The sequence below is a fragment of the Mesorhizobium sp. M1428 genome (genome assembly GCF_040317515.1).
GTDB lineage: Bacteria > Pseudomonadota > Alphaproteobacteria > Rhizobiales > Rhizobiaceae > Mesorhizobium.
This window is the reverse complement of record NZ_JAMYKT010000021.1, coordinates 23,359-45,450: the sequence shown is the minus strand read 5'-3', so window position 1 is coordinate 45,450 and position 22,092 is coordinate 23,359. Positions and strand designations below refer to the sequence as shown.

Genomic DNA, 22,092 nt, shown 5'->3' with positions numbered 1-22,092 from the left:
CAGCAAGGAGCCAGGTTCATGAAAGTTCTGTTTGCAGGCGGCAACGGCTACACGCCCCAGTTCAGCGGTGGCGTTCAGTCGAGCACGCACCATCTGGTCGAGCAGCTGCGCGAGCACGGTCATGACGCCTCGGTTCTGGCGGCGCTGTTCGGTGACGGCATGTTCGGTTTCAAGGCGCGCGCCAAGATGAAACTGCTTCGCCAGCGTGCGGTCATCGACAGCTATCCCGGCTATCCGGTCGTGCGGGCATGGTTTCCCTGGGAGGCGGCCCGCTTCGCGGTCGAACGGCTCGATCCCGATGTCGCCGTCGTGCAGTGCCACAAATCGGTGCCGATCGGAAAGGCGCTGCAGGCGCTCGGCGTGCCACTAGTGGTCTATCTGCGGAACGTCGAATTCCACGAATTGGCCGGCGACCTGCGCGAATTGCATTCGGCGCTTTATATCGCCAATTCCGAATTCACAGCGCGCACCTATAAGGAAAAGTTCGGCATCGATTCGACCGTGATTCCACCGACCATCAATCCCGGGCTCTATAGCACGCCGACCACCGGCGAATTCGTCACGCTGATCAATCCTTACAATGAAAAAGGGTTCGAACTCGCCGTGCGCATCGCCGGCCAATGCCCCGAAATCCCGTTCCTGTTCGTCGAAAGCTGGAAGCTCGACGACGACCACCGGGCGCAGATCGAACAGATCATCGCGCCGCTGCGCAACGTCAGGCTGGAAAGCCGCACCAGCGACATGAAGACCGTCTATGGCCGCACCAAGATCCTGCTGGCGCCCAGCAAATGGGAAGAGGCGTGGGGGCGGGTGGCGTCCGAGGCCCATTGCAGCGGTATTCCGGTCGTCGGGTCCCGCCGCGGCGGCCTGCCGGAAGCGATTGGCGCCGGCGGCGTGGTGCTCGACTACGACGCACCGCTCGACGACTGGGTCGCTGCGGTCAGGCGGCTATGGAGCGACAAGGCCGAGTACGACCGTCTGTCGGCGGCGGCGCAGCTGTTTTCGGAGCGGCCGCAAATGAACCCCGACAGCCAGTTCGCGACTTTTCTCGGCGTTCTCGACCGCGCCAGGCAAGGCGCGCTAGAGCGTGCCGCCTGATGCATTTCGTCCAAAACCATGCATGTCGCGTAAAAGCCAGCCTTCGCGCCTGACCCGAGGGGATGGCTTGGGACAACGACACGCACAACACCAGACGCTTGAAGCGCCTCGCACGGCGGCGACGAGCGTCAGCCCTCATCCGCGCGAGCCGATCGACCGGCCTCGAAAGATCGTCCATTCGATGAAGATTTGCTTCGTAGTTGATAAGTTCCCCTCTTTGTCGGAGACCTTCGTCCTCGACCAGATAGAAGGGTGCCTCGAGCGCGGCATGCAAGTCGGCGTCGTCTGCAACGAGACATCCTTCGGTAAGGACAGCAACATCGACGATCGCCGCTGGCAGGCTCTCCCTGGCAAGGTCGTCTGCTGGTGGGGCGGGCTAGGGCGCTTTCGCCCGACGCTCAGGAGATGGTCGGGCAGGTTCTGGGATAAGCTCTCGACCGCTGTCGACATCGCTTTTGCGCGCAAATTGCAGAACGCCGATGTGATCGTCGCGCATTTCGGCAATAACGGCATGCGCGTCGCCCGCGCCATGAAACGAGGCCGGATTTCCGCTCCGCTGGTGACCATATTCCACGGCCGCGATGTTGGCGAACCGCTGCATGACAAAACGCTCACGCGCTACAAGGTTGTCTTCGACAAGGGCGTGCTCCAGCTGCCGGTGAACGCGTTTTTCCGCGACGCCCTGATCGGCGTCGGCGCACCCTCCGCGCAAGTCATGGTTCACCATATGGGCGTGCGGCCCGGTGAGATCGGCTACCATTGGCGTTCCTGGGACCGGGACACGCTGTCCTTCATCTCGGTCTGCCGGCTGACCGAAAAGAAGGGCATCGAATTCGCCCTTCGCGCCCTCGCCAGCCTGCCGCGGCGCGACTGGGTCTATTCGGTGATTGGCGGCGGCGAATTGTTGGAAGAGTTGAAAAAGCTCGCCGCAAATCTCGGCATTGTCGACCGGGTGACTTTCCTCGGGCCGCGCCCGCACGCCGAGGTCAAGCAGCGCCTGCGCAATGCCCACGTATTCCTCCTGCCCAGCGTTGCCGCGCGAGACGGCGATCTCGAGGGTATTCCGGTGGCGCTGATGGAGGCTATGGCCGCCGGGCTGATCGTGGTCAGCACCTATCACTCGGGCATTCCCGAGCTGATCGAGGATCAGGAGACAGGCTTCCTCGCACCGGAGCGAGATGTCGCGGCGTTGGCCCGCAAGCTTGTCTGGGTGGCCGAGAACCCGGACAAATGCGAGCGCATCGCACGTGCGGCGCGCCGCAAGATCGAGCAGGATTTCAACGCGGACGTACTCAACGAACGTTTTGCGCAGATCGTTGCCCAACTGGCCGAAGCCAGGCGCCCGGCATGAACGCCAACCCGCCCCCCCAGTTTGGTCGCGTCGCCCTGCGCGGCGGCGTGGTGACGATCGGCGCGCAAGGCTTCAAGATGGCGATCCAGTTTCTCTCCGTCATCGTGCTTGCGCGTCTGCTCGTGCCCGAGGATTTCGGCCTGGTGGCTTCCGTCGGGCCGATCGTGGCCTTTGTCGGGCTGCTTCAAAACCTTGGCCTGCAGCAGGCCGTGGTCCAGCGCAAGGACATCAGCACCGAGCAGCTCAACCAGGTATTCTGGATCAGTGCGCTGGTGGGGCTGGGCAGTGCCGTGATGGTGGCATGCCTGGCGCCCGCCATCGCTGCCTTCTATGGCGATCAACGCATGGTCGGGATCACCATCGGCTCTGCCTTGCCGCTGCTGCTTGGCAGCCTCGCCGCGGTGCCGCTGGCGCTGATGAACCGTCATTTGCGCTTTGGCCAGCTCGCGCTGAACGACGTGATAACCGCTGCCGCCGGACTTGCGACTACCGCAATCGCCGCCTATGCGGGACTGGGCTACTGGTCGCTGGTCATAGGCCCGGCGGTTTCGGCTGTTGTCGCGCTTGCCGCGGCGTGGCAGGTGGCGCGCTGGGCACCTTCGCGGCCGGACCTGAAGGTCGATACCGACATATTGTCCTTCGGCGCGAATCTGACCGGCTTCAATCTGGCCAACTTCTTCTCGCGCAATCTCGACAACATCCTGATCGGAAAATATTCGGGCGCGATCGAGCTCGGCTATTATGACCGCGCCTACAAGCTCCTGCTGTTTCCGCTGCAGAACATCAACCAGCCGCTGACACGCGTGATGGTGCCGCTGCTGAGCCGCATCCATGAGGACAAGGTGCGGTTTCGCGACATCTATGTGCGAACCAATTGGATGCTGGCGGCCATCACCATGCCCGGCATCGCGGCGCTGACGCTGACGTCGGACCAGGTCGTCGGGCTTCTCTTCGGCGAGCGCTGGACGGCGGTGGCGCCGATCTTCGCCTGGCTGGGCATTGCCAGCCTGATCCAGTCCGTCTCGAGTACCACAGGATGGATCTTCATCTGCCAGGGCAAGACCAAGACCATGTTCCACTGGGGCATCTACTCGTCGCTGACGACGGTCGCCGCTTTCATCATCGGCCTGCACTGGGGCGCCGTCGGCGTCGCGGCGGCCTACGCGATCAGCGGCTATGTACTGCGCGTCCCGGTACTTGCCGTTCTTGTCCACCGGGTCGGCCCGGTGACCGCAGCCGACTTCCTGGTCATGCAGGGGCTTTTCATCGCGTCGTCGCTGCTTGCCTGGTCCGTGTACCGCGAGTTGCCGGCATCGCTGACCGGCCAGTCAGACCTGCTCGCGGTGGTCCTGGCGGTTGCGCTCAATTATTCGATCGGCCTGATCCTCATGCTTGCCCTTCGCCAGTCGCGCAGCGCCTTGTTCACCACGCTTTCCAGCGCCATGCGCAACGCCCGCTAGGCCGGCAATCACCGGCCTCAAAAGCTCACCTGCCGACATCGCCGACGCATGCTCCTCAAGCACTGCCTGAAGGCTCGTCCTGCGATAGAGGTCGAGATTGGCGGTAAGTCTGCCGAGCTTCTCGCTCGCTTCCTCTGGCGTCACCGTGTCGATGTCGAGCAGCAGGTCGGCGACGCCGATCCGCTTGGCAAGTTCCTTGGTCTTGAATTCATAGGCAATCGGCAACACCGGCGTGCCGACGCAGAGCGACATGATCATCATGTGCATGCGCGTTGCGACGACGAAATCGAAGCCTTTCACCAGTGCCATCAGTTGCTCCGGCGTGTGGAACGAAGCGTCGACGCTGACATGCTTGGCGATCGCCGGATCGAGCTCGGCAACGATCGCCCGCGCCGTCTTGGAATCGTCATGGGCGTATTCCGGCACGCCCTGGCAGGTGGAGACGAAGGTGACCTCCTTGGCGTGGTCCCTGACCAGGATGGTCGCGACCTCGCGGATCGAGTCGATGTAGCGGCGCATCCCACCCTCGCCGTCGCTGACATAGTTCCAGTGACGGACGGAAATGGCGACGCGGCCGGTGACGGTTGTCGACTGGCCAGAGGCCAGAATTTTTCCGATCCTGTCGGTGTCGGCCAGGGCAAAGACGGCGTCGGCCACGACGTGGCATTTGCCGGGGTCTTTCACCATGTCCACAATGTGGCCTCTCGAACGTTCGTCGCGCAGCAGGATGAGTGGGCTCCGGTCGAAGATAGGGCTCAACTCCTGGCGATTGTAACTTTTGTTGAACGGGCCGAGCGATTGCGTGAAGAAGACGGGGTCCTTGCCCAGAATCGCATCAATCCGGAATTGATTGAGCCGCCGCTCCAGATTGTAGGTCTCGACGAGATAGGTTCCGCCTGTCGTGACCACGAGGTCGGCGTCTTTGTAGATGTCGAGACCACGGCGATTGCTTGAGCTGAACAAACGCCCGAGAACGCCGCGGATGCCGAACCGCCGCAGGGCATTCAGGACGAGCCGATTGTAGATTGGCTTGAACAGGTTCTTCAGCCCGCTGCCGTATTTGTAGCGGAACAGCGATTCCGACAGCAGCTTGTGGAATTCGAGATCCGGATAGTCCTTCTTCGTGTAGAGCCTCGCCGCCACCTCCGGCTGGCTGTCGAAGACGTAGAACTGGATATCGTCTTGCACGATCGTCTTGAAAACATGGCGGATCGCCAGGAGGATCGCCGCATCCCCGGTATTCAGGCAGACGGTGTTTTCAACCGCGATCTTCATGGAATGACCTCATTTCGTGAGTAGTCCCGTGCTTCCATCGACGGGTGCGAAGGGGGCGGATTGCAGGCGGTTTGGCCGAAAATGCTGCACGCCAAGGATGGTCCTCGCGTCGTGATTATTGGCGCGCAGCCCGATGGGCAGGCCAGCGCGCGGTCCATGCGGCCCAAGCAGAGCGAGATTAACCCATCGATTTTGCAGTGCAACAAAAAATGTGGAACTTTGCTACGCTGCAACCAAAAATGTTGCGATGCAGCAAGAGCTGTACTAGCATCGTCGCGGGCGGGCCAACAGCGGTCGAGTTTTCATGCTGCATGTCTTGTACTTGGTACACGACGTCTCCGACCCGGCAGTGCGCCGGCGGATCATAATGCTCAAGGCAGGCGGCGCCCAGGTTACGCTGGCGGGCTTTCGTCGTACGGCAAGCGCAGTTGCTGATGTCGAGGGCTTGCAGCCGATCGATCTCGGCCCGACGCGTGATGGCCGATTCGCCCAGCGTCTGGCCGCGATCATGAAGGCGGTGGTCTCGACCGGCTCGAAGCTGGGCTCAATGCCACGGCCCGACCTCATTATCGCGCGCAATCTGGAGATGCTGGCGCTTGCCCGCCGCGCCAGATCGGCTTTCCAGGCAACGGTGCCGATCGTCTACGAGTGCCTGGACATCCATCGCCTGCTGCTTCGCGACGATCCGCTGGGCTGGGCGATGCGCGGCGCGGAACGCTTCCTGGCTAGGGATGTGAAGCTTCTGGTGACCAGCTCTCCGGCCTTCATTGCCAACTATTTCAAGCCGTTCGGACAGATTGCCGCGCCGGTCGAACTGCTCGAAAACAAGTATTTCGAGCCAGCCGCAGCCTCGCTGGATGACCGCGCGGCGCCGGAGAACCCCGTTGCGCCGCCTTGGCGGATCGGCTGGTTCGGGGCGCTTCGCTGCCGTCGCTCCCTGGAATTTCTGGCCGAATTTTCGCGCCGCCTCGACGGCCGCTTTGAAATCGTCCTCAGGGGGCGCCCGGCGCTGTCCGAATTTCCCGATTTCCATGGTTTCGTCGAATCGGAACCCTGGCTGTCGTTTGGCGGGCCCTACCGCAATCCCGAGGATATGGCGGCGATCTACCGCGAGGTCCACTTTTCCTGGGCCATCGACTTTTTTGAGCAGGGCCTGAACTCCGAGTGGCTGCTGCCCAACCGGCTATATGAGGGCTGCCGCTTCGGAGCCGTGCCGATTTCGATGGGGACCACTGAAACCGGCCGGTTCCTCGACCGGCAAGGCATAGGGGTTCTTTTGCCAGAAGCCACGCCCGAGGCGCTCGAAGCCGCCGTCGGCACGATGGAGCAGCATCGGTTCGAGACATTGAAGGCGCGTGTTCTCGCCCGCAATCCGCGCACCTGGAGCTACGACCGCGCCGATTGCCGGGCGCTCGTCGAAAAGCTCCGCGGGCTGACTGCGGCTCCCGGTCCATATGCTGCCGAAGCATTGGCATAGAAGGACTGCCGATGACGCAAACCGAAATTCCATCCTGCATGATCGTGGTTCCGTGCCTGAACGAAGCGGCCCATATCGGCGCGTTGCTTCGAGAGCTCCACCCTACGGCCGAGAGGCTGGGCGCCGTGATCATCGTTGCCGATGGCGGCAGCACGGACGGCACCAGGACGATCGTCGCGGACATCGCCGCAAAAGATCAGCGGGTGATCCTGCTGCACAATGAAAAGCGCTTGCAGAGCGCGGCGATCAATCTCGCCGTCGCCAGATTCGGGAACGGCGTCGACTATCTCATTCGCATCGACGCGCACGGCGGCTATCCCGCGGACTATTGCGACCAGCTGGTCGAAGAAGCGCAGGCTACCGGCGCGGATTCGGTCGTTGTCTCGATGCTGACCAGTGGTAGCGGCATGGTGCAGAAAGCGGCGGCAGCGGCGCAGAACTCCAGGCTCGGCACCGGCGGCTCCAAGCACCGGCATCTTTCGGCGGGGGAATGGGTCGATCATGGCCACCACGCACTGATACGGATATCGGCTTTCACCGCGGTCGGCGGCTATGACGAGACGTTCAGCCACAATGAGGACGCCGAACTCGACTATCGGCTCCGCCAGGCCGGCTACCGCATCTGGATGACCGGCAAGACGCAAATGGTCTACTACCCGCGCTCCTCGCTGAAGGGCCTCTACTTTCAGTATCTCGGCTATGGCCGTGGCCGCGCGAAGAACGTTCTCAAGCACCGCATGATCCCGAAGATCCGGCAGATGGTGCCGCTTCTGGTGTTCCCCGTGGTTCTTCTCGCCGCCTTTTCCTTCGTCCACTGGCTGGCGGCCGTGCCGCTTTTGCTATGGGCGTCGGTCTGCCTCGGCTACGGCTTTTGGACCGCCATCAGCCAGCGCAAAGCCGACATTGCGCTTGCCGGGGTCTCGGCAATGGTCATGCATTTCGGCTGGTCGGTCGGTTTCTGGCTGCAACTGCTCGCACCGCGACCGCAGCGCGGGGTAGCGTGATGGACCCGGTCAGGAAAAATCGAAGCATCGATATCTGCGTATGCACATTTCGCCGGCCGGAGCTTGCCGACACGCTTCGCTCCATAGCGGCCGTGGATATGCCCACGGGATTCGACATCGGTGTCATCATCGCGGACAACGACGATACGCCGACGGCTGAAACGCTGGTCGCCAAGCTGGCGGGGGAGTTGAAGCTGCCGGTGACCTACCGGCACGCCCCGGCCCGCAACATCTCGATAGCGCGCAACGCTTGCCTCGATGCCAGTGCGGCGGATTTCGTCGCCTTTATCGACGACGACGAGACGGCCACCGCTGGCTGGCTTGCCGAACTGGTTGCGACGGCGGAAGCAACTGGTGCTGCGACGGTGCTTGGACCGGTGCAAGCCCGTTACCTGCCGGATGCGCCCGCCTGGATGCGCAAAGGCGATTTCCACTCGACCTTGCCGGTCTGGGTGAGCGGCGAAATCCGCACCGGCTACACCTGCAACGTCCTGCTCAGGATTGGCGCTGAGAGCCTGCGCGGCAGGCGCTTCAGCCTGGCACGTGGCCAGACCGGCGGCGAAGATACGGAATTCTTCGACCAGATGGTCAAGGCCGGCGGCCGCATCGCCTTTTCGCCGGAGGCTTGGGTCGACGAAGCGGTGCCACTTGCCAGGGCGGCATTCGACTGGCTCGGCCGCCGCCGGTTCCGCGTCGGGCAGACGCACGGTCATCTTCTGGGGCGCAACGCACACGGCCTTGCCCGGCTCAAGCAAGTCGGCATTGCCGCGGCAAAGGCCGGCTACAGTTTCCTGTCGGCAATTCCGGTCGTCATCGACCCCGTACGCCGGAACCGCAGCCTGCTTCGCGGCATTATGCATGTCGGCGTCGTCAGCGGCCTCGTCGGGGTTCGTGAAATCCGCCAATACGGCCTGTCTTCGCCGCAGCAAGGGGGCAAGCGTGCAGCCTGACGTGAGCTTCGTGATTGCCGCCTACAATGCCGAGGCGACCATCGATCGGGCGATTGCCAGCGCCGTCGCCCAGCGCAATGTCAGCGTCGAGGTCATCGTCGTCGACGACAAGTCGCGCGACCGGACGCTCGACCTGGCGAGATCCTATCCCGAAGACATCGTACGCGTTGTCGCGCTTGAGCAAAACCGTGGCCCCGGTGGCGCCAGGAATGCCGGCCTTGAGCTTGCTCGCGGCAGGTGGGTCGCGGTCCTAGATTCGGACGACGCGGTCTATCCCGGGCGAATCTGCACCATGATCGAACGCGCGGAGAAAGCGGGCGCCGAGATCGCGGTCGATAATCTGCAGGTCGTTCGCGAGGATGGCGTTGCCGAAGAGACGATGTTCCCGGCCGACTATCTGGAAGGGCTCGGTGAAATCTCGCTGGCGGATTTCATCGGCGGCAATGTCCTCTTCGAATCGAGGTTCAATCTCGGCTACCTCAAGCCGATCTTCCAGCGCCGGTTCCTGAACGAGAACGGGCTTCGTTACGATGAAAGCCTGATCATTGGCGAAGACTATATCCTCCTGGCCAGTGCTCTGGCCAAGGGCGGCAAATGCGTGGTCGAGCCGACGACGGGCTATATCTACCACATTCGCACGGGTTCCATCTCCCGGGTGCTCGAACCTCATCACGTCGAGGCGATGCGCAGGGCCGATGCCACATTCGCAGCGAGCCATTCCATGGATGCTGCGGCCGAGGCGGCGTTCGCCAGGCGCGCTCGCAGCCTGCGGCGGGCGGCATCATTCCTGTCGCTGGTCCAGCACATCAAGGCGCGGTCGCCGCTCAAGGCGATATGGACGGCGCTCAGCGATCCGGCGGCGGTTCGGCATATGGGCATGCCGATCGCCGTCCGGCTGCGAAGGGTAGCGGCACAGTTTGCCGTGGTGGCGGGGAGGTGAAGGGTTGCGGGCGAATGAAGATAAGTTTCGCCGCCTGCGACAGGGTTGAAATAGATCTCCTCAGAAGGAACATGCAATGGAAAAAGTCATTAAGGCAGTCATACCGGTGGCGGGGCTCGGAACGCGGTTCCTGCCGGCGACCAAGTCCATGCCGAAGGAAATGCTGCCGGTGGTCGACAGGCCTGTCGTGCAATATGCGGTTGACGAGGCATTCGAGGCCGGCATCGAGCACATCGTCTTCGTCACCGGCCGCAACAAGGCGGTGATCGAGGACTATTTCGACCTGCATCCTGAACTGATCGGAACCCTGGAGCAGAGCGGCAAGAAGGCGCAACTCGAATCGCTTGAAAGCCTGCTTCCCGTCGCCGGCGCGACGAGCTTCATCCGCCAGCAGTCGCCGCAAGGCCTCGGCCATGCCGTCTGGTGCGCGCGCGAAGTCATCGGCGACGAGCCCTTCGCTTTGCTTTTGCCGGACATGGTGTCCTTCGGCGGGCGCGGGTGTCTCGCCGAGGTCGCCGATCTTTATGCGCAGACTGGCGCAAACGTTATCGCCGTCGAGCGTTGCGATCCGACCGAGACCAGCAAATACGGCATTGTCGGGCGCGGCGCGGATGTCGGCACCGGCTTCGAGGTGACGGCCATGGTCGAAAAGCCGGCTCCTGCCAATGCGCCGTCGAACTTCTACATCAACGGCCGCTACATCCTGCAGCCCGAGATATTCTCGCTGTTGGCCAGCCAGCAACGCGGCGCCGGCAACGAGATCCAGCTGACCGACGCAATGGTGCGTCTCGCACAGACCCAGGCCTTCTTCGCCCAGCCTTTCGACGGCCGCATGTTCGACTGCGGCTCGAAGGAGGGCTTCATCCAGGCCAACGTCGCTTTCGCGCTGGCGCGGGAGGACATGAAGGGTCCGATCTTCGAGATGCTGCAGGAATTCGTCCGGTCGCATCAGCGTCGGGAAGAAGCCGCATAATGTCCATTTTTTCGAGGCATTGTGGGTGCGGCTGATGACGCAGGACAGGCCGTTGCGCCGCGCGTAACGCGCACTGTCCGGCGCAAGGTTTGCACCCTATGTCCCGACCTTCGAGGCGGTAGCGCCTGCAAACTAGAATTGGACCGAAGATGAACTATGCCAATTTTCCTGTCGACAAGAGGACGCCATTGCCGGCTTCAAATGCGGCAAACGCCGAAGACTTCATCGACATCGAGCGCCTGCTTGGCATGGCCGCGCGGCAGGCGAAAGTGGTTGCCGCCTGCGCCGTCATCGGTCTCTTTCTCGGCGTGCTCTATTTGCAGACGACGCCTCCTACCTATGTGGCGACGAGCAGCGTGCTGATCGACGAAGGATTGAACAAGGTCGTCGACGACATTTCGGCGGCGTCGGTCAGCATGCAGACCGACTCCGCCGTTCTAAGCCAGATCGAAATTTTGCAGTCGGCCAGGCTGGCGGGGGTGGTCGTCGACAAGCTGAAGCTCGATCAGAACGACGCTTTCATGAACCCTCCGACATCGGCCCTGTCGAAGGTCGCAAGCTTTGTGCGCGGTATCATCCAGTCTGTCCGCCCCAAGCGCGCCGCTAGCACAACCGATGTCACTCAGCTTGATGCTGCGACGCGTGACGCGATCACCGCATCGTCGTCGCCCCGCGACTACGCAATCTTCAAGCTGCAGAACCAACTCGACGCCGAGCGGATCGGCCGAAGCTTTGTCATCAGCATCTCCTTCCAGGCGACGGATCCGGCGCTTGCGACCGCCATCACCAAGGCCTATGCCGACGCCTATCTCGCCGATCAGCTCGATGCCAGCTTCGACGCGACCGAACGGGCGGCGGTCTGGCTGCAAGGCCGGCTGACCGAGCTCCGCGAGAGCTCCCAGGCGGCCGCACTGGCGGTCGAAAAGTTCAGGGCCGAACATGGACTGGCCGTCAATGACGGCCAGCTGATCAGCGACAAGCAATTGTCCGATCTCAACACCCAGCTGATCGTCGCGCAGGCCGATACCGCACGGGCCGGCGCCCGCTATCAGCAGTACAAGTCGATCGTCGAAAGCGGCTCGGACAATGCGTTCAAGGACGCCGCGATATCGAACGACCAGCCGAGCAGCTCCGTCATCACGACGCTGAAGAACCGCTATCTCACCGTCGCCAAGCGGCAGCAGGACGTCGAAGCCAATTTCGGCCCGCAACATCCGCAGGCCGTCGCGCTCGCCAAGGAGAAGGCCGACATATCGGCGCAGATTTTCGGCGAGCTGAAGCAACTGACCGAAAGCTACCGCAACGAATACGAGGTCGCTCTGGCGCGCGAAACCGCGCTCCGCGCAAATGTCGCCTTGGCGGCTGGCAAGAGCTCCATCGACAACCAGTCGCAGGTCAAGCTGCGTGAGCTGGACCAAAAGGCGACGGCGCTGTCGACGCTCTACCAGACGTTCCTGAACCGCTATGAGGAGGCAGCCCAGCAGCAATCCTTCCCGGTCGGCAAGATCCGGGTCATCTCGGACGCGACGATGCCGCAGTCGGCCGCAACCCCGCGAACGGCCATCGTGCTGGGGCTTTCGCTGGCGCTTGGCATAATGATGGGGGCAGGGGTTGGTGGTCTGAATGAATTCAGGGAACGCTTCTTCAGGACCGGCGAGGATGTGCGCGACCGTGTCGGCCTCAAATTCCTCGGCTATCTCCCGGTCATCGGCAAGGCTGGCAAGGATGACCAACGCAATGGCGGTCAGCCTGACGTCAAAGTCGTTGAATCCAAGACCGCCAAGTCCTCCAAATCCCAGCCCTCCAAAACATTGTCGGCGGCCGAAAAACGTGCGCGGATGCGGGTAACCGTCGACGCACCGGCATCGATGTTCTCCGAGACGCTGCGCAACGCAAAGATCGCCTTCGACGTCGTCATGGAGGGCCAGGGCAGCCGGGTCATCGGCGTGGTCTCGGTCCTTCCCGGCGAAGGCAAATCGACGGTGGCGGCCAATCTTGCCGGGCTGCTTGCCGTCAACGGATCGAAAACGCTGCTGATCGACGGCGACCTGCGCAATCCCGGCCTCAGCCGCAGCCTCGGTATGGAGGCCGAGCAGGGCCTGATGGAAGCTGTGGTGAGCGGGCAGACATGGCAGTCGGTCGGCAAGATCGACCGGCAGACCAAGCTGGCTATCATCCCGGCCGTCCTGCGTGGGCAGTTTTCGCATACCAGCGAGCTTCTGTCTTCGGCCGGCATGCGGCGCTTCATCGATAACGCCAAGGAAACCTTCGAATACATTATCGTCGATCTGCCGCCGCTCGGGCCTGTCGTCGACGCTAAGGCCTTCGCTCCGCTTGTCGACGGCTTCGTGCTGGTCACCGAGTGGGGACGCACGCCGCGTGCGATGGTGCAATCCGTGCTCAGTTCGGAGCCCTACATCGCCAAGAAGATCATTGGCGCGGTGCTGAACAAGGTCGAACTGAAGAAGCTGGCCAAGTATGGCGCGATCGGCGGCTCGGAAAAATTCTTCGACAAATATTCGAGCTACTATCTGGAAAAATCGGAAGCGCGCACCAAGGCGGCTGCCTGAGTGCAGTCCGCGCGTTTCGGCCATTTTGCACCCCAGCGGAATCACCGGCGTCGCAAAGATTTATTGGGGTGTTGACGTTCTGAGATGCTTGCTGATGAAGCCAAGCTTCTCCAAGCCTCTGCGCACTTCCGGCGCCCGCATGAAAAGCCGCCACAACAGCCCTGTACGATGGTTCTCGATCATCGCGATGATTGGCCCCTGATTGATGGCCAGATAGGTTCGGGAGTACCAGTTGCGGCTTTCGCAAAACGCGTCGACAAAGCCGAAGCGGCCCCATATGCGTTTCCGAGGCTTGGTCAGGAAGCCACGCAGTGCGCGCATCGCCTCCGCCGGTGCATAAGGGAAGCTCGACAGGGCAGCAGACGGAGTGATCACGCCAAAGTCCCTGTCGGGTGCATGCGCGACGTATCCTCGCGGCCCATGGCTCGCGGTCAGACCCCAGCAGTCAGGGCCGTATCCCAGATGGCTATGGGGATTGCGAACGCAGTGCCAATAATTGATCTGCGTATGACGGAGGTTCTGTTGCCAGTAGTCGGCGTAGCGGTCGCTTAGGCCCCGTGGATCGAGCCCGCAGAAGGAATATTGCGAAAAGAAGAGCGGACCACCAGAATCCATTCCCAATGGCAGGACGATCCCGTAATGATCGCGCCCGTTTCGAAAGTCGGATCCACCAGCAAAGCCTTCGTGATAGATGCCCGGATCAATGGGGTGGCGAGTTGATCCCGCCGCCAGCACGAAGGTGAGCAGGCATTCGTTCCAACCCGTGATCGGGCTGTCCATCGCCCAGCCAAAGCTCGGGCTCCAGTGCCACATCAGTTGCCGGGCTCCGCGTGTGAACCAATTCCATTCGGCCTGCAGCAACAGCGCGTTCACGCGCTGGCGAAGGAGAACTTCCTCGGTTGCCATCTCGGCGAAGTACTCACGGGCGCAGATCAGACCTTGGAACAGGAAGGTGGTTTCGACCAGATCAGCGCCGTCGTCCTTACGACGGAACGGAATCGTCGCACCAGTTCGCCCGTTGATAAAATGTGGAAAAACGCCGTGGTAGCGCGGGGAGTTTTCCAGGAAATCGAGCATGCCATGCAGTCGCGGTAAAGCCGCAGCGCGGTCGATCCATTCCCGTTCGACCGCAACGATGATAGCTGCAATGCCAAAACCGGACCCCCCGATCGTCACCAGATCGTTGGCAGGATCACCTGTGGTCCTCTGCCGGTCGCGGGCAAGACCGCTAACGGGATGCGCGCCTTCCCAAAAATAGCGCACCGTCTGCCGCTGCACAGCATCCAACAGCGCATCATCGTCGAGTTCGAAAGTATCTTCCGGAAGGTCGAGTGCTGGAATCATCGAGCCGGTGTTAGTGCCTCGGGTGCCCCAAGGCCATTCCTAAAACAATTGGGCACACGGACCGCCACTCACTGCTGCGTTTGGCCGATTCAATTCGCGACAGGTGGCTGGCAAACCGGTAGAAAGAAAATCAAGGGGACACGGCCCCTGGATTGGCCTCGAAGCCTATGTTCCACCCCATTGCGAATATCGAAGACGCGCAGACGCTGGCGCAGGCCATCGTCAATACGATCGTCGAACCCTTCCTCGTTCTCGATGAGAACTTTCGCGTGCTGGCGGCCAACCGCTCCTTCTATCAGACCTTCAGGGTCGACCCCGAGCAGACGCACGGCTCGCTGCTCTACGCGCTGGGCGACGGCCAGTGGGACATTCCAGCGCTTCACCTGCTCTTGGAGACGATCATTCCCGAGAAGACCGCCATGGACGGCTTCGAGGTCGAGCATGATTTCCCCGATATCGGCCGGCGCACGATGCTGCTCAACGCGCGAAAGGTCCTTTACGACCACAGTTCAGCCGCGACCATCCTGCTCGCCTTCAATGACATCACGGCGCGCCGCGCCATCGAAAGGGAAAAGGAAGAGCTTCTCGGCCGCACCGAAGACTTGCTGCGCCAGAAAGATGTGCTGCTGCGCGAAATGGAGCACCGGGTCGCCAACAGCCTACAGATCATCGCCAGCATTTTGCTGCTGAAGGCTCGGTCCGTCACCTCAGATGAAACGCGGCAGCACCTGAAGGATGCCCATCAACGCGTGCTGTCGGTGGCCGAAGTGCAGCGGCATCTCCATGCCTCAACCGGTGCCGACGAAATCGAGGTTGGCTCTTATCTGTCGAAGCTTTGCAGCAGTTTGGCCGCTTCGATGATCGGGGAAACACAGGCTATTGCCGTCAACGTCATGGCGGAAAATGGAAGGATAGATTCCCAGAAGGCGGTGAGCCTTGGCCTGATCGTAACCGAGCTCGTTCTCAACGCCATCAAGTATGCATTCTCGACAGAAAAGGTCGATGCGCTGATCTTGGTGACCTATGAGACCGATGCTGAGGATTGGAAGTTGACCGTATCGGACAACGGGTGGGGCAAACCCGTTGGCGACATTCCATGTGCGGGACTGGGGACAGCGATCGTGGAGGCACTTGTCAAACAGCTTGAAGCACGCATTGACACCGTCACGGGCAACACTGGCACGACGATCGCCGTTACCAGAGCGACATTCACGTCGCGGATGCCGAAAGCAGCATAGCTTGGTCGCTTGGCGTAGGCTTTAAGCGGTTATCCGAATAGTGCCTCGAAGATCGTCCCATCAGGTGGGTGTAGCTCGAATGTTTCGAAGCCGCTCGCGAGCGGCTGCCGCTGATGTTCCTATTCTGTGTGCTATAGGTTCTGTTTAATTGGAGAAAAACCGATGCAGCGGACCGTGACGGTAATCGAGAAAATTACGGGGCCGGGTGATCGGCGCGTATCCGGTCGATCTTTCGGGCCAGGATCACCAGACTTCCGATGATCAGTATTTTGCCAAAGCATTCGAAGCCGCCGTCGACGGCGGCCTTATTACGGAGGCTGAAGCGCACGCTGTCGAATTCCGTCTGGAATAGACACTCAAGCCGAGATCCACGCTACGTTCGCCTTTCCATCGCCGCCTTGGCGCCGCTACGAAAAACCCCGCGCGATGCGGGGTTTTTGATGCGGTAAAAAACCTTACGTCTCAGTACGGCGAATTACACAGCTGCCGAGGGCCATAGCTAGGCTGGAATGTATCGTCTGAAGCTCGATAGCTCCGGTATCGGTCATAGCACCACTGTACATGCGAATCGCCGCGACTGACCCGGTTCTGGTTGTTGTTGATGATCACGCCGCTGATCACCGCGCCGGCAGCGAAGGCCGCCAGCGGAAACCAGTAGTCACCATGGCGGCGATAGCCGCGATGGTATTCATGATAGCCGCGATGACCGTTCCAGTTCACGCCATCGTTGCGCGAAAAATTGCGATTGCGGTTGAATTTCCGCTTCATCCACGGCTTGTAGTCGACCGTCGCCACATCGGACGAAACGGAAGGTGTTTGCGGCAGGAACAGTGGAGCTGCGCCGGCTGACCCGGCTGCCGTCACGAATGAAACTGACAACGTGGCCGCGAGCAAACCCGATAATATCTTGTTCATAAATCTCCTTTGAAGGGATGGTTGATATTCCCTCTTCGAATTTAAAACGATTTAAAGAGGTCAAGGTTCCATGGCGTGTCAGACAGCTTTCGACACCGCCAGCCAGGCTGTTCGAATCACTTGCCAGGTGCTACGGCTCGAATAAGCATGGGCAATCTTCACACGGCGCCGCGGTGTGCTGGCTTGTTTTTCTACGTTTCATACAGTGAGGGACAATGGCAAGCACTCCTTTGATCAGCATTCTGATCACTTTCCTTGTAATCATTCTGGTGCTTTATCTGGTCAACCGGTTGCCGCTTGATGGTCGCACTCGTCAGATTGCCCAAATTGTCGTGATCATTATCGGCATTATTTCACTGCTGAAGTACCTCGCGGTGTTTTAAAGCCAACACGAAAGCGATCGGCCAGGCGGCTGGGCAATGCCCGATTCAATTTGATCGCATTCCGCTCTAGGAAAATATCAGTCTGGCGCGGTTGTCTACGATCCTGACTGCGGTCAGCCGGCCGCTTTGGAAAGCGCCCGTGTCGATGCCAAGCCGGCGTCCCTCGAGCTTCGGAATGTCGACCGGCGTATGTCCGTGCACGACATAGCGGTCGAGAAGATGCGCGGCGTCAAAGAACTCCGAGCGGATGTTGAGCAGGTCGTCCTCGTCCTGCGCGGCGAGGTCGATGCCGGGCCTGATGCCGGCATGAACGAACACGAATTTTGCCGAACAGACCATGACCGGCAGCGCGCGCATGAAGCTGATATGGCCGGCGGGAATGATCTCCCGAATGCGCCGGTCGACCTCCTCGCTTGAACCGTAGAGATCGGCCATGCGCGACGGATCGACGCCGTAGGAAAACAGCGTTTGCAGGCCGCCTATCGCCAGCCACGACTCTCGCGAAATGATCCCGTCGAGATAGTTCAGCATCACGACTTCGTGGTTGCCGGCAAGGCAAATGCGCTGGAAACCTTGGGGTGGCGGCGCCAGCAGATGATCGAGCACACGCGCCGACTGAGGCCCACGATCGACGTAGTCGCCGAGCATGATGATCAGCTTTCGTCCTTCGAAGGGCACCGAATCGAGCAGGATCTTCTGCTCCAGGGCGCGGAGTTCCTTGTAGCAGCCATGCACGTCGCCGATCGCATAGACGACGGTGCCCCGCATATCGATCTCCAGCCGCCGGCGCGCCGCGGCCTGGGACTTTCTCGATCGCTGGAACAGGGTCACGTATGGCATCTCGCATGGCTGTGGTGCGCCTCGATTCCGAAGCAACATGACGCGCTGTGCGTGGATACCATGTCCGGCGCCGGTCGTTCCATACCGGAGTTTCGGACACAACTCGGCTTCGGCGTCCTTACAGGCCGATGCCGCGGCGGTTCAGCGCGGCGGTGATCTCGTCGAGGATGGCCGGGTCGTCGATCGTTGCCGGCATGGCCCATTCCTCCTTGTCGGCGATCTTCTGCATGGTGCCGCGCAGGATCTTGCCGGAGCGCGTCTTCGGCAGGCGCTTGATCGTCACCACCGTCTTGAAGGCGGCGACCGGGCCGATCCGTTCGCGCACCAGCGTGACAACCTCGTTTTCGATGATGCCGGCGTCGCGGTCGACCCCGGCATTCAGCACGACGAAGCCGAGTGGAACCTGGCCTTTCATAGCATCGGCAATACCGACGACAGCGCATTCGGCGACGTCGGGATGCGCGGCCAGAACCTCCTCCATGGCGCCGGTCGATAGCCGGTGACCGGCGACATTGATGATGTCGTCGGTGCGAGCCATGACATAGAGATAGCCGTCCTCGTCCATCATGCCGGCATCCGCGGTTTTGTAGAAGCCGGGGAACTCCTCGAGATAGGCTTGGCGAAACCGCTCGTCGGCATTCCACAGCGTCGGCAGGCAGCCGGGGGGCAACGGCAATCTCACCACGACATTGCCAAGCGTACCACGCTTGACCCCATGCCCGGCATCGTCCAGCACGCGGATGTCGTAGCCGGGCATCGGCACGCCGGGCGAGCCGTATTTGACCGGCAACAGGCCCAGTCCGGCGGGATTAATGGTCATCGGCGAGCCGGTCTCCGTCTGCCACCAATGATCGATCACGGGCACGTTCAATTTCTGCTCCGCCCATTTGATGGTTTCCGGATCGGCGCGCTCGCCGGCCAGGAACAGCGTGCGGAATTTGGACAGGTCGTATTTCGGGACGAATTCGCCTTTGGGGTCCTGTCCTTTGATGGCGCGAAAGGCGGTTGGCGCGGTGAACAGCGCGACCACCCCATGCTCGGCGATCACACGCCAATAGGTGCCGGCATCGGGCGTGCCGACCGGCTTGCCCTCGAACAGGATGGTTGTGCAGCCATGCAGCAGCGGGCCGTAGACGATATAGGAATGGCCGACTACCCAGCCGACATCGGAAGCGGCCCAGAACACTTCGCCCGGCTTGACGCCGAACTCGTTTTCCATCGACCATTTCAGCGCGACCATGTGGCCGCCATTGTCGCGCACGATGCCCTTCGGCTGGCCGGTCGTGCCCGACGTGTAGATGATGTAGAGCGGATCGGTGGCAAGCACCGGAACACAGTCGACATTGGCGCCGGCGGCCCGCTCACGTGCCACGGCGTCGGCATAGTCGATGTCGTAGTTTTCCCTGAGCTCGCAGCGCAATTGGTCGCGCTGCAGGATGAGGCAGCTTTCCGGCTTGTGCCGCGACATCTCGATCGCCTTGTCGAGCAGCGGCTTATAGGCAACGATGCGCCCTGGCTCCAGTCCGCAGGACGCCGAGATGATCAGCTTCGGCTTGGCGTCGTCGATGCGGGTGGCGAGCTCATGCGAGGCAAAGCCGCCGAAGACCACCGAATGCACGGCGCCGATCCGCGCACAGGCAAGCATGGCGAAGGCTGCCTCCGGTACCATCGGCATGTAGATGATGACGCGATCGCCTTTTTGAATGCCGCGATTCTTGAGCACCGAGGTCAGCGCGACCACCTCGCGCTTCAACTCGGCATACGTGAATTTCCTGATTGTACCCGAAATCGCGCTGTCATGGATCAACGCGATCTGGTCGGCACGGCCGCCCGCCACATGACGATCGACGGCATTGAAGCAGGTGTTGCACGAGGCGCCGTTGAACCACCGGCCATAGACGCCGGCATTGGCATCGAAAACGGTCTCGAAAGGCGAGAACCAGTCGATTGCACTCGCCGCATCGGCCCAGAATTTTTCCGGGTCGCGTTTCCAGTCGTCATAGACCTCATGGTAGCGTGACGCCATCCAGCTTCCTCCCCAGGAATGTTTGCTGTCCTTGAAATAGCGTATGCTGGTTTGTGTAACCATGTATTTGTGCGTTTCGTTTGCCGTCGTTCTAATTCGGCCGCAAATGCAGGTCGTCGTGGTCTGCGGGGCTGATCGGCCGAATTTTCAACATTGGGGGGCAGGGCGCGATGAAACTGCGATACGAGCTTGGATTTGCCGTGATTGCGACGCTGGCGTTGGTGCTCGCTTCAGCTGCTCAGGCCGGCGATGCGGCGGCACGGCGCATCATCGGCTTTTCGCCAGACGGCAACTACTTCGCCTTCGAACAGTACGGCAAGCTCGATGCCGGTGCTTCGGATTCGGGCTGGTCGGAGATCGACATCATCGACACGCGGACCGATGAGTTCGTCGGCGGCAAGCCGATCGTCATCGTCGACGAGACGGAGGATGCGACACTGACGCTTGCGCAGGCGAGGGAGCGTGCCGCGGCGCAGGCGGCGCCGTTGCTGGCCAAATATGCCATAGCGCCGCGCGGCGAGCGGACGGGCTTAGACAAATTCACCTTTCCCGACGACATGGTCGCCTACAACGACATTGCGCGCCTTGAGCAGGTTTCGCAGAAATGGCTTTCGCCGGCCTATGACGAGCTTGGCATCTCGACCATCCAGCTCGAGCAGATCCTTGCCGACAGCACGGCGGATTGTTCATCGAGTTTCGACGGGACGCAGCAAGGCGAAACGACCGGCAAGGCGCTCGGCTTTCGCCTGACACTGCAGGGTCAGGACGGCAAGCCGATCAAGCTGCTGCATGAGGACAAGGCGGTGCCCGGTTCGAGGAATTGCCCGACTTCCTACAGCCTGTCGGAATCTTACGCATTCACCCCGGATGGAAAACCGGGCGTGCTTGCCGTGCTCGTGCAGCGCTTCAGCCAGGGATTTGAAGGGCGCGACCGCCGTTTCATCGCCGTGACTGGCCGGGCGCACTGAGGCAACGGGCTGAGAAGTAGTCCGCTACGCGAGTTTGTTGTCCCTAAAGCGGGAGGGCAGCGAGCATAAGTCCGACCCCGCCGACGATCAGCAAGGCGGCTGCCAGCACCTTTCCATGGCGCTCGAAACCCGTCGGCGCCCGATCCCAATTGTAACGCATGCTCAAACTCCCCAAACCCGCAGGTTCTTTATCTTACGCAGGGTGAGGAGGGCAACTGTCTGGCGATGTGCGGCGTTGCCGATGTCGGTCTTATCACCGACTATTTCTGGGGCATTCTCCGCCGCTACATGCCCCAGCGCAGCGCGGCCGTATGTACCGGTGCATCCCACCAAACAGCCGCCTCGTCGTCGAGCATGCTCAGCGTGATCGAACAGCCGGCCATGTCGAGCGAGGTCACATAGGACCCGACCAGCGACCGGGCCACCGTCACGCCGTGCTTCTCGAAGATTTTGCGGGCGCTGTTGTACATCAGATAAAGCTCCATCAACGGTGTGCCGCCAAAGCCATTGACGAAGAGTAGCGCCTGGCCTCTGGCACCGTCGCCCAGGTCACCCAGGATTGCGGTACAGATCTCGTCGGCGATAGCGTCGGCGCTCTTCAATGTGTCGCGTCGCCTTCCCGGCTCGCCATGGATACCGACCCCGAACTCCATCTCGCCGTCGCCGATGTCGAAGGTCGGCTTGCCCGCCGCCGGCACGGTGCAACTGGTCAGCGCCACGCCCATCGAGCGCGTCGCGCCGTTGACGCGCTCGCCGAGCGCCTTCAAAGGCTCTAGTGGCATGCCTTGTTCGGCCGCCGCGCCGACGATTTTCTCGACCACCAGCGTACCGGCGACGCCGCGCCGGCCGGTGGTGTAGGACGAGTTTTCGACCGCGACGTCGTCATTGGTCACGATTTGCATCACGCCTTCCGTCATTTCAGCGGCCATGTCGAAATTCATCACGTCGCCCTCGTAGTTCTTGACGATGAACAGGCAGCCGGCGCCCGTATTGACGGCTTCAGCCGCCGCCATCATCTGGTCAGGCGTCGGCGAGGTGAATACCTGGCCGGGGCAGGCGGCATCCAGCATGCCGTGCCCGACGAACCCGCCATGCAGCGGCTCGTGACCCGAGCCGCCGCCGGAGATCAGCGCCACCTTGCCCGGCTTGAGCACCTTGCGGCGGACAAATTTGTGCTCCTCGCCGAGCGCCAGGATATCGGCATGCGCGGCAACGAAGCCGTCAAGGCTCTCGGTCAGCACCGTATCGACCGAATTCAGAAATTTCTTCATGGCTGTCCT

At 61.5% G+C, this 22,092-nt stretch carries 18 protein-coding genes and 1 pseudogene; 13 read left to right on the top strand and 6 right to left on the bottom strand.

Annotated features, from left to right (window positions below):
• The first annotated feature begins 18 nt into the window (after nucleotides 1-18).
• The 3 genes from NKG60_RS24430 (at nucleotide 19) to NKG60_RS24420 (ending at nucleotide 3,909) form a co-directional block, all read left to right on the top strand.
• Entirely contained in the window at nucleotides 19-1,098 is a 1,080-nt protein-coding gene (locus tag NKG60_RS24430; protein WP_352487965.1) for a glycosyltransferase, read from the top strand.
• 67 nt (nucleotides 1,099-1,165) lie between these two features.
• Entirely contained in the window at nucleotides 1,166-2,449 is a 1,284-nt protein-coding gene (locus tag NKG60_RS24425) for a glycosyltransferase (RefSeq protein WP_352866647.1), read from the top strand.
• Complete coding sequence (locus NKG60_RS24420) at nucleotides 2,446-3,909, top strand: lipopolysaccharide biosynthesis protein (protein WP_352866649.1); 1,464 nt, start codon at nucleotides 2,446-2,448, stop codon at nucleotides 3,907-3,909. The genes NKG60_RS24425 and NKG60_RS24420 overlap by 4 nt, the downstream gene beginning before the upstream one ends.
• 222 nt (nucleotides 3,910-4,131) lie before the next feature.
• Here the strand turns inward: NKG60_RS24420 and NKG60_RS24415 are convergent.
• Nucleotides 4,132-5,184 (bottom strand): annotated as a pseudogene (locus NKG60_RS24415) (polysaccharide pyruvyl transferase family protein); the annotation flags it as partial.
• A 304-nt stretch (nucleotides 5,185-5,488) separates the two neighbouring features.
• On the opposite strand from NKG60_RS24415, the gene NKG60_RS24410 reads away from it, so the two are divergent.
• From NKG60_RS24410 to NKG60_RS24385, 6 genes are all read left to right on the top strand, one after another.
• A complete protein-coding gene (locus NKG60_RS24410) occupies nucleotides 5,489-6,661 on the top strand; it encodes a glycosyltransferase family protein (protein ID WP_352866651.1) in 1,173 nt (390 codons plus the stop codon).
• 11 nt (nucleotides 6,662-6,672) lie between these two features.
• Nucleotides 6,673-7,665 carry a glycosyltransferase family 2 protein gene (locus NKG60_RS24405; protein WP_352866653.1) on the top strand — a complete coding sequence of 331 codons (993 nt, stop codon included), beginning with the start codon at nucleotides 6,673-6,675 and terminating at the stop codon, nucleotides 7,663-7,665.
• Nucleotides 7,665-8,615 carry a glycosyltransferase family 2 protein gene (locus NKG60_RS24400; RefSeq protein ID WP_352866656.1) on the top strand — a complete coding sequence of 317 codons (951 nt, stop codon included), beginning with the start codon at nucleotides 7,665-7,667 and terminating at the stop codon, nucleotides 8,613-8,615. Before NKG60_RS24405 ends, NKG60_RS24400 begins: the two co-directional genes overlap by 1 nt.
• Nucleotides 8,605-9,555 carry a glycosyltransferase family 2 protein gene (locus NKG60_RS24395; RefSeq protein WP_352866658.1) on the top strand — a complete coding sequence of 317 codons (951 nt, stop codon included), beginning with the start codon at nucleotides 8,605-8,607 and terminating at the stop codon, nucleotides 9,553-9,555. The genes NKG60_RS24400 and NKG60_RS24395 overlap by 11 nt, the downstream gene beginning before the upstream one ends.
• A gap of 76 nt (nucleotides 9,556-9,631) precedes the next feature.
• Nucleotides 9,632-10,528 carry a UTP--glucose-1-phosphate uridylyltransferase gene (locus NKG60_RS24390; protein ID WP_352975787.1) on the top strand — a complete coding sequence of 299 codons (897 nt, stop codon included), beginning with the start codon at nucleotides 9,632-9,634 and terminating at the stop codon, nucleotides 10,526-10,528.
• 149 nt (nucleotides 10,529-10,677) lie between these two features.
• Nucleotides 10,678-13,098: a polysaccharide biosynthesis tyrosine autokinase gene (locus NKG60_RS24385; protein ID WP_352665444.1), complete on the top strand. Its 2,421-nt coding sequence runs from the start codon at nucleotides 10,678-10,680 to the stop codon at nucleotides 13,096-13,098.
• Nucleotides 13,099-13,158: 60 nt separating this feature from the next.
• Here NKG60_RS24385 and NKG60_RS24380 read toward each other — a convergent pair whose 3' ends face one another.
• Nucleotides 13,159-14,442: a glucoamylase family protein gene (locus tag NKG60_RS24380; protein WP_352975786.1), complete on the bottom strand. Its 1,284-nt coding sequence runs from the start codon at nucleotides 14,440-14,442 to the stop codon at nucleotides 13,159-13,161.
• A 167-nt stretch (nucleotides 14,443-14,609) separates the two neighbouring features.
• Here NKG60_RS24380 and NKG60_RS24375 point away from each other — a divergent pair, with 167 nt between their 5' ends.
• Nucleotides 14,610-15,680 (top strand): sensor histidine kinase, encoded by a 1,071-nt coding sequence (locus tag NKG60_RS24375; protein WP_352719329.1) that lies wholly within the window; start codon nucleotides 14,610-14,612, stop codon nucleotides 15,678-15,680.
• Nucleotides 15,681-15,885: 205 nt separating this feature from the next.
• Nucleotides 15,886-16,032, top strand: coding sequence for a hypothetical protein (locus tag NKG60_RS24370; protein ID WP_352869813.1), 147 nt, complete (start codon nucleotides 15,886-15,888; stop codon nucleotides 16,030-16,032).
• Between the two features lie 110 nt (nucleotides 16,033-16,142).
• On the opposite strand, the gene NKG60_RS24365 is transcribed toward NKG60_RS24370, so the two are convergent.
• On the bottom strand, nucleotides 16,143-16,595 hold the full coding sequence (locus NKG60_RS24365) for a BA14K family protein (protein ID WP_352975785.1): 453 nt from the start codon (nucleotides 16,593-16,595) through the stop codon (nucleotides 16,143-16,145).
• Between the two features lie 215 nt (nucleotides 16,596-16,810).
• Here NKG60_RS24365 and NKG60_RS24360 point away from each other — a divergent pair, with 215 nt between their 5' ends.
• On the top strand, nucleotides 16,811-16,978 hold the full coding sequence (locus tag NKG60_RS24360) for a Thivi_2564 family membrane protein (protein ID WP_352665438.1): 168 nt from the start codon (nucleotides 16,811-16,813) through the stop codon (nucleotides 16,976-16,978).
• 66 nt (nucleotides 16,979-17,044) lie between these two features.
• On the opposite strand, the gene NKG60_RS24355 is transcribed toward NKG60_RS24360, so the two are convergent.
• Together NKG60_RS24355 and NKG60_RS24350 are read right to left on the bottom strand one after the other, a co-directional pair.
• Entirely contained in the window at nucleotides 17,045-17,746 is a 702-nt protein-coding gene (locus NKG60_RS24355; protein WP_352665437.1) for a metallophosphoesterase family protein, read from the bottom strand.
• A gap of 190 nt (nucleotides 17,747-17,936) precedes the next feature.
• On the bottom strand, nucleotides 17,937-19,844 hold the full coding sequence (locus NKG60_RS24350; protein ID WP_352869809.1) for a propionyl-CoA synthetase: 1,908 nt from the start codon (nucleotides 19,842-19,844) through the stop codon (nucleotides 17,937-17,939).
• 170 nt (nucleotides 19,845-20,014) lie between these two features.
• Between NKG60_RS24350 and NKG60_RS24345 the strand changes: the two genes are divergently transcribed.
• Nucleotides 20,015-20,812 carry a DUF2259 domain-containing protein gene (locus NKG60_RS24345; protein ID WP_352869807.1) on the top strand — a complete coding sequence of 266 codons (798 nt, stop codon included), beginning with the start codon at nucleotides 20,015-20,017 and terminating at the stop codon, nucleotides 20,810-20,812.
• Nucleotides 20,813-21,096: 284 nt separating this feature from the next.
• On the opposite strand, the gene dhaK is transcribed toward NKG60_RS24345, so the two are convergent.
• Nucleotides 21,097-22,083 (bottom strand): dihydroxyacetone kinase subunit DhaK, encoded by a 987-nt coding sequence (dhaK, locus tag NKG60_RS24340; protein ID WP_352869805.1) that lies wholly within the window; start codon nucleotides 22,081-22,083, stop codon nucleotides 21,097-21,099.
• Between the last annotated feature and the right edge of the window lie 9 nt (nucleotides 22,084-22,092).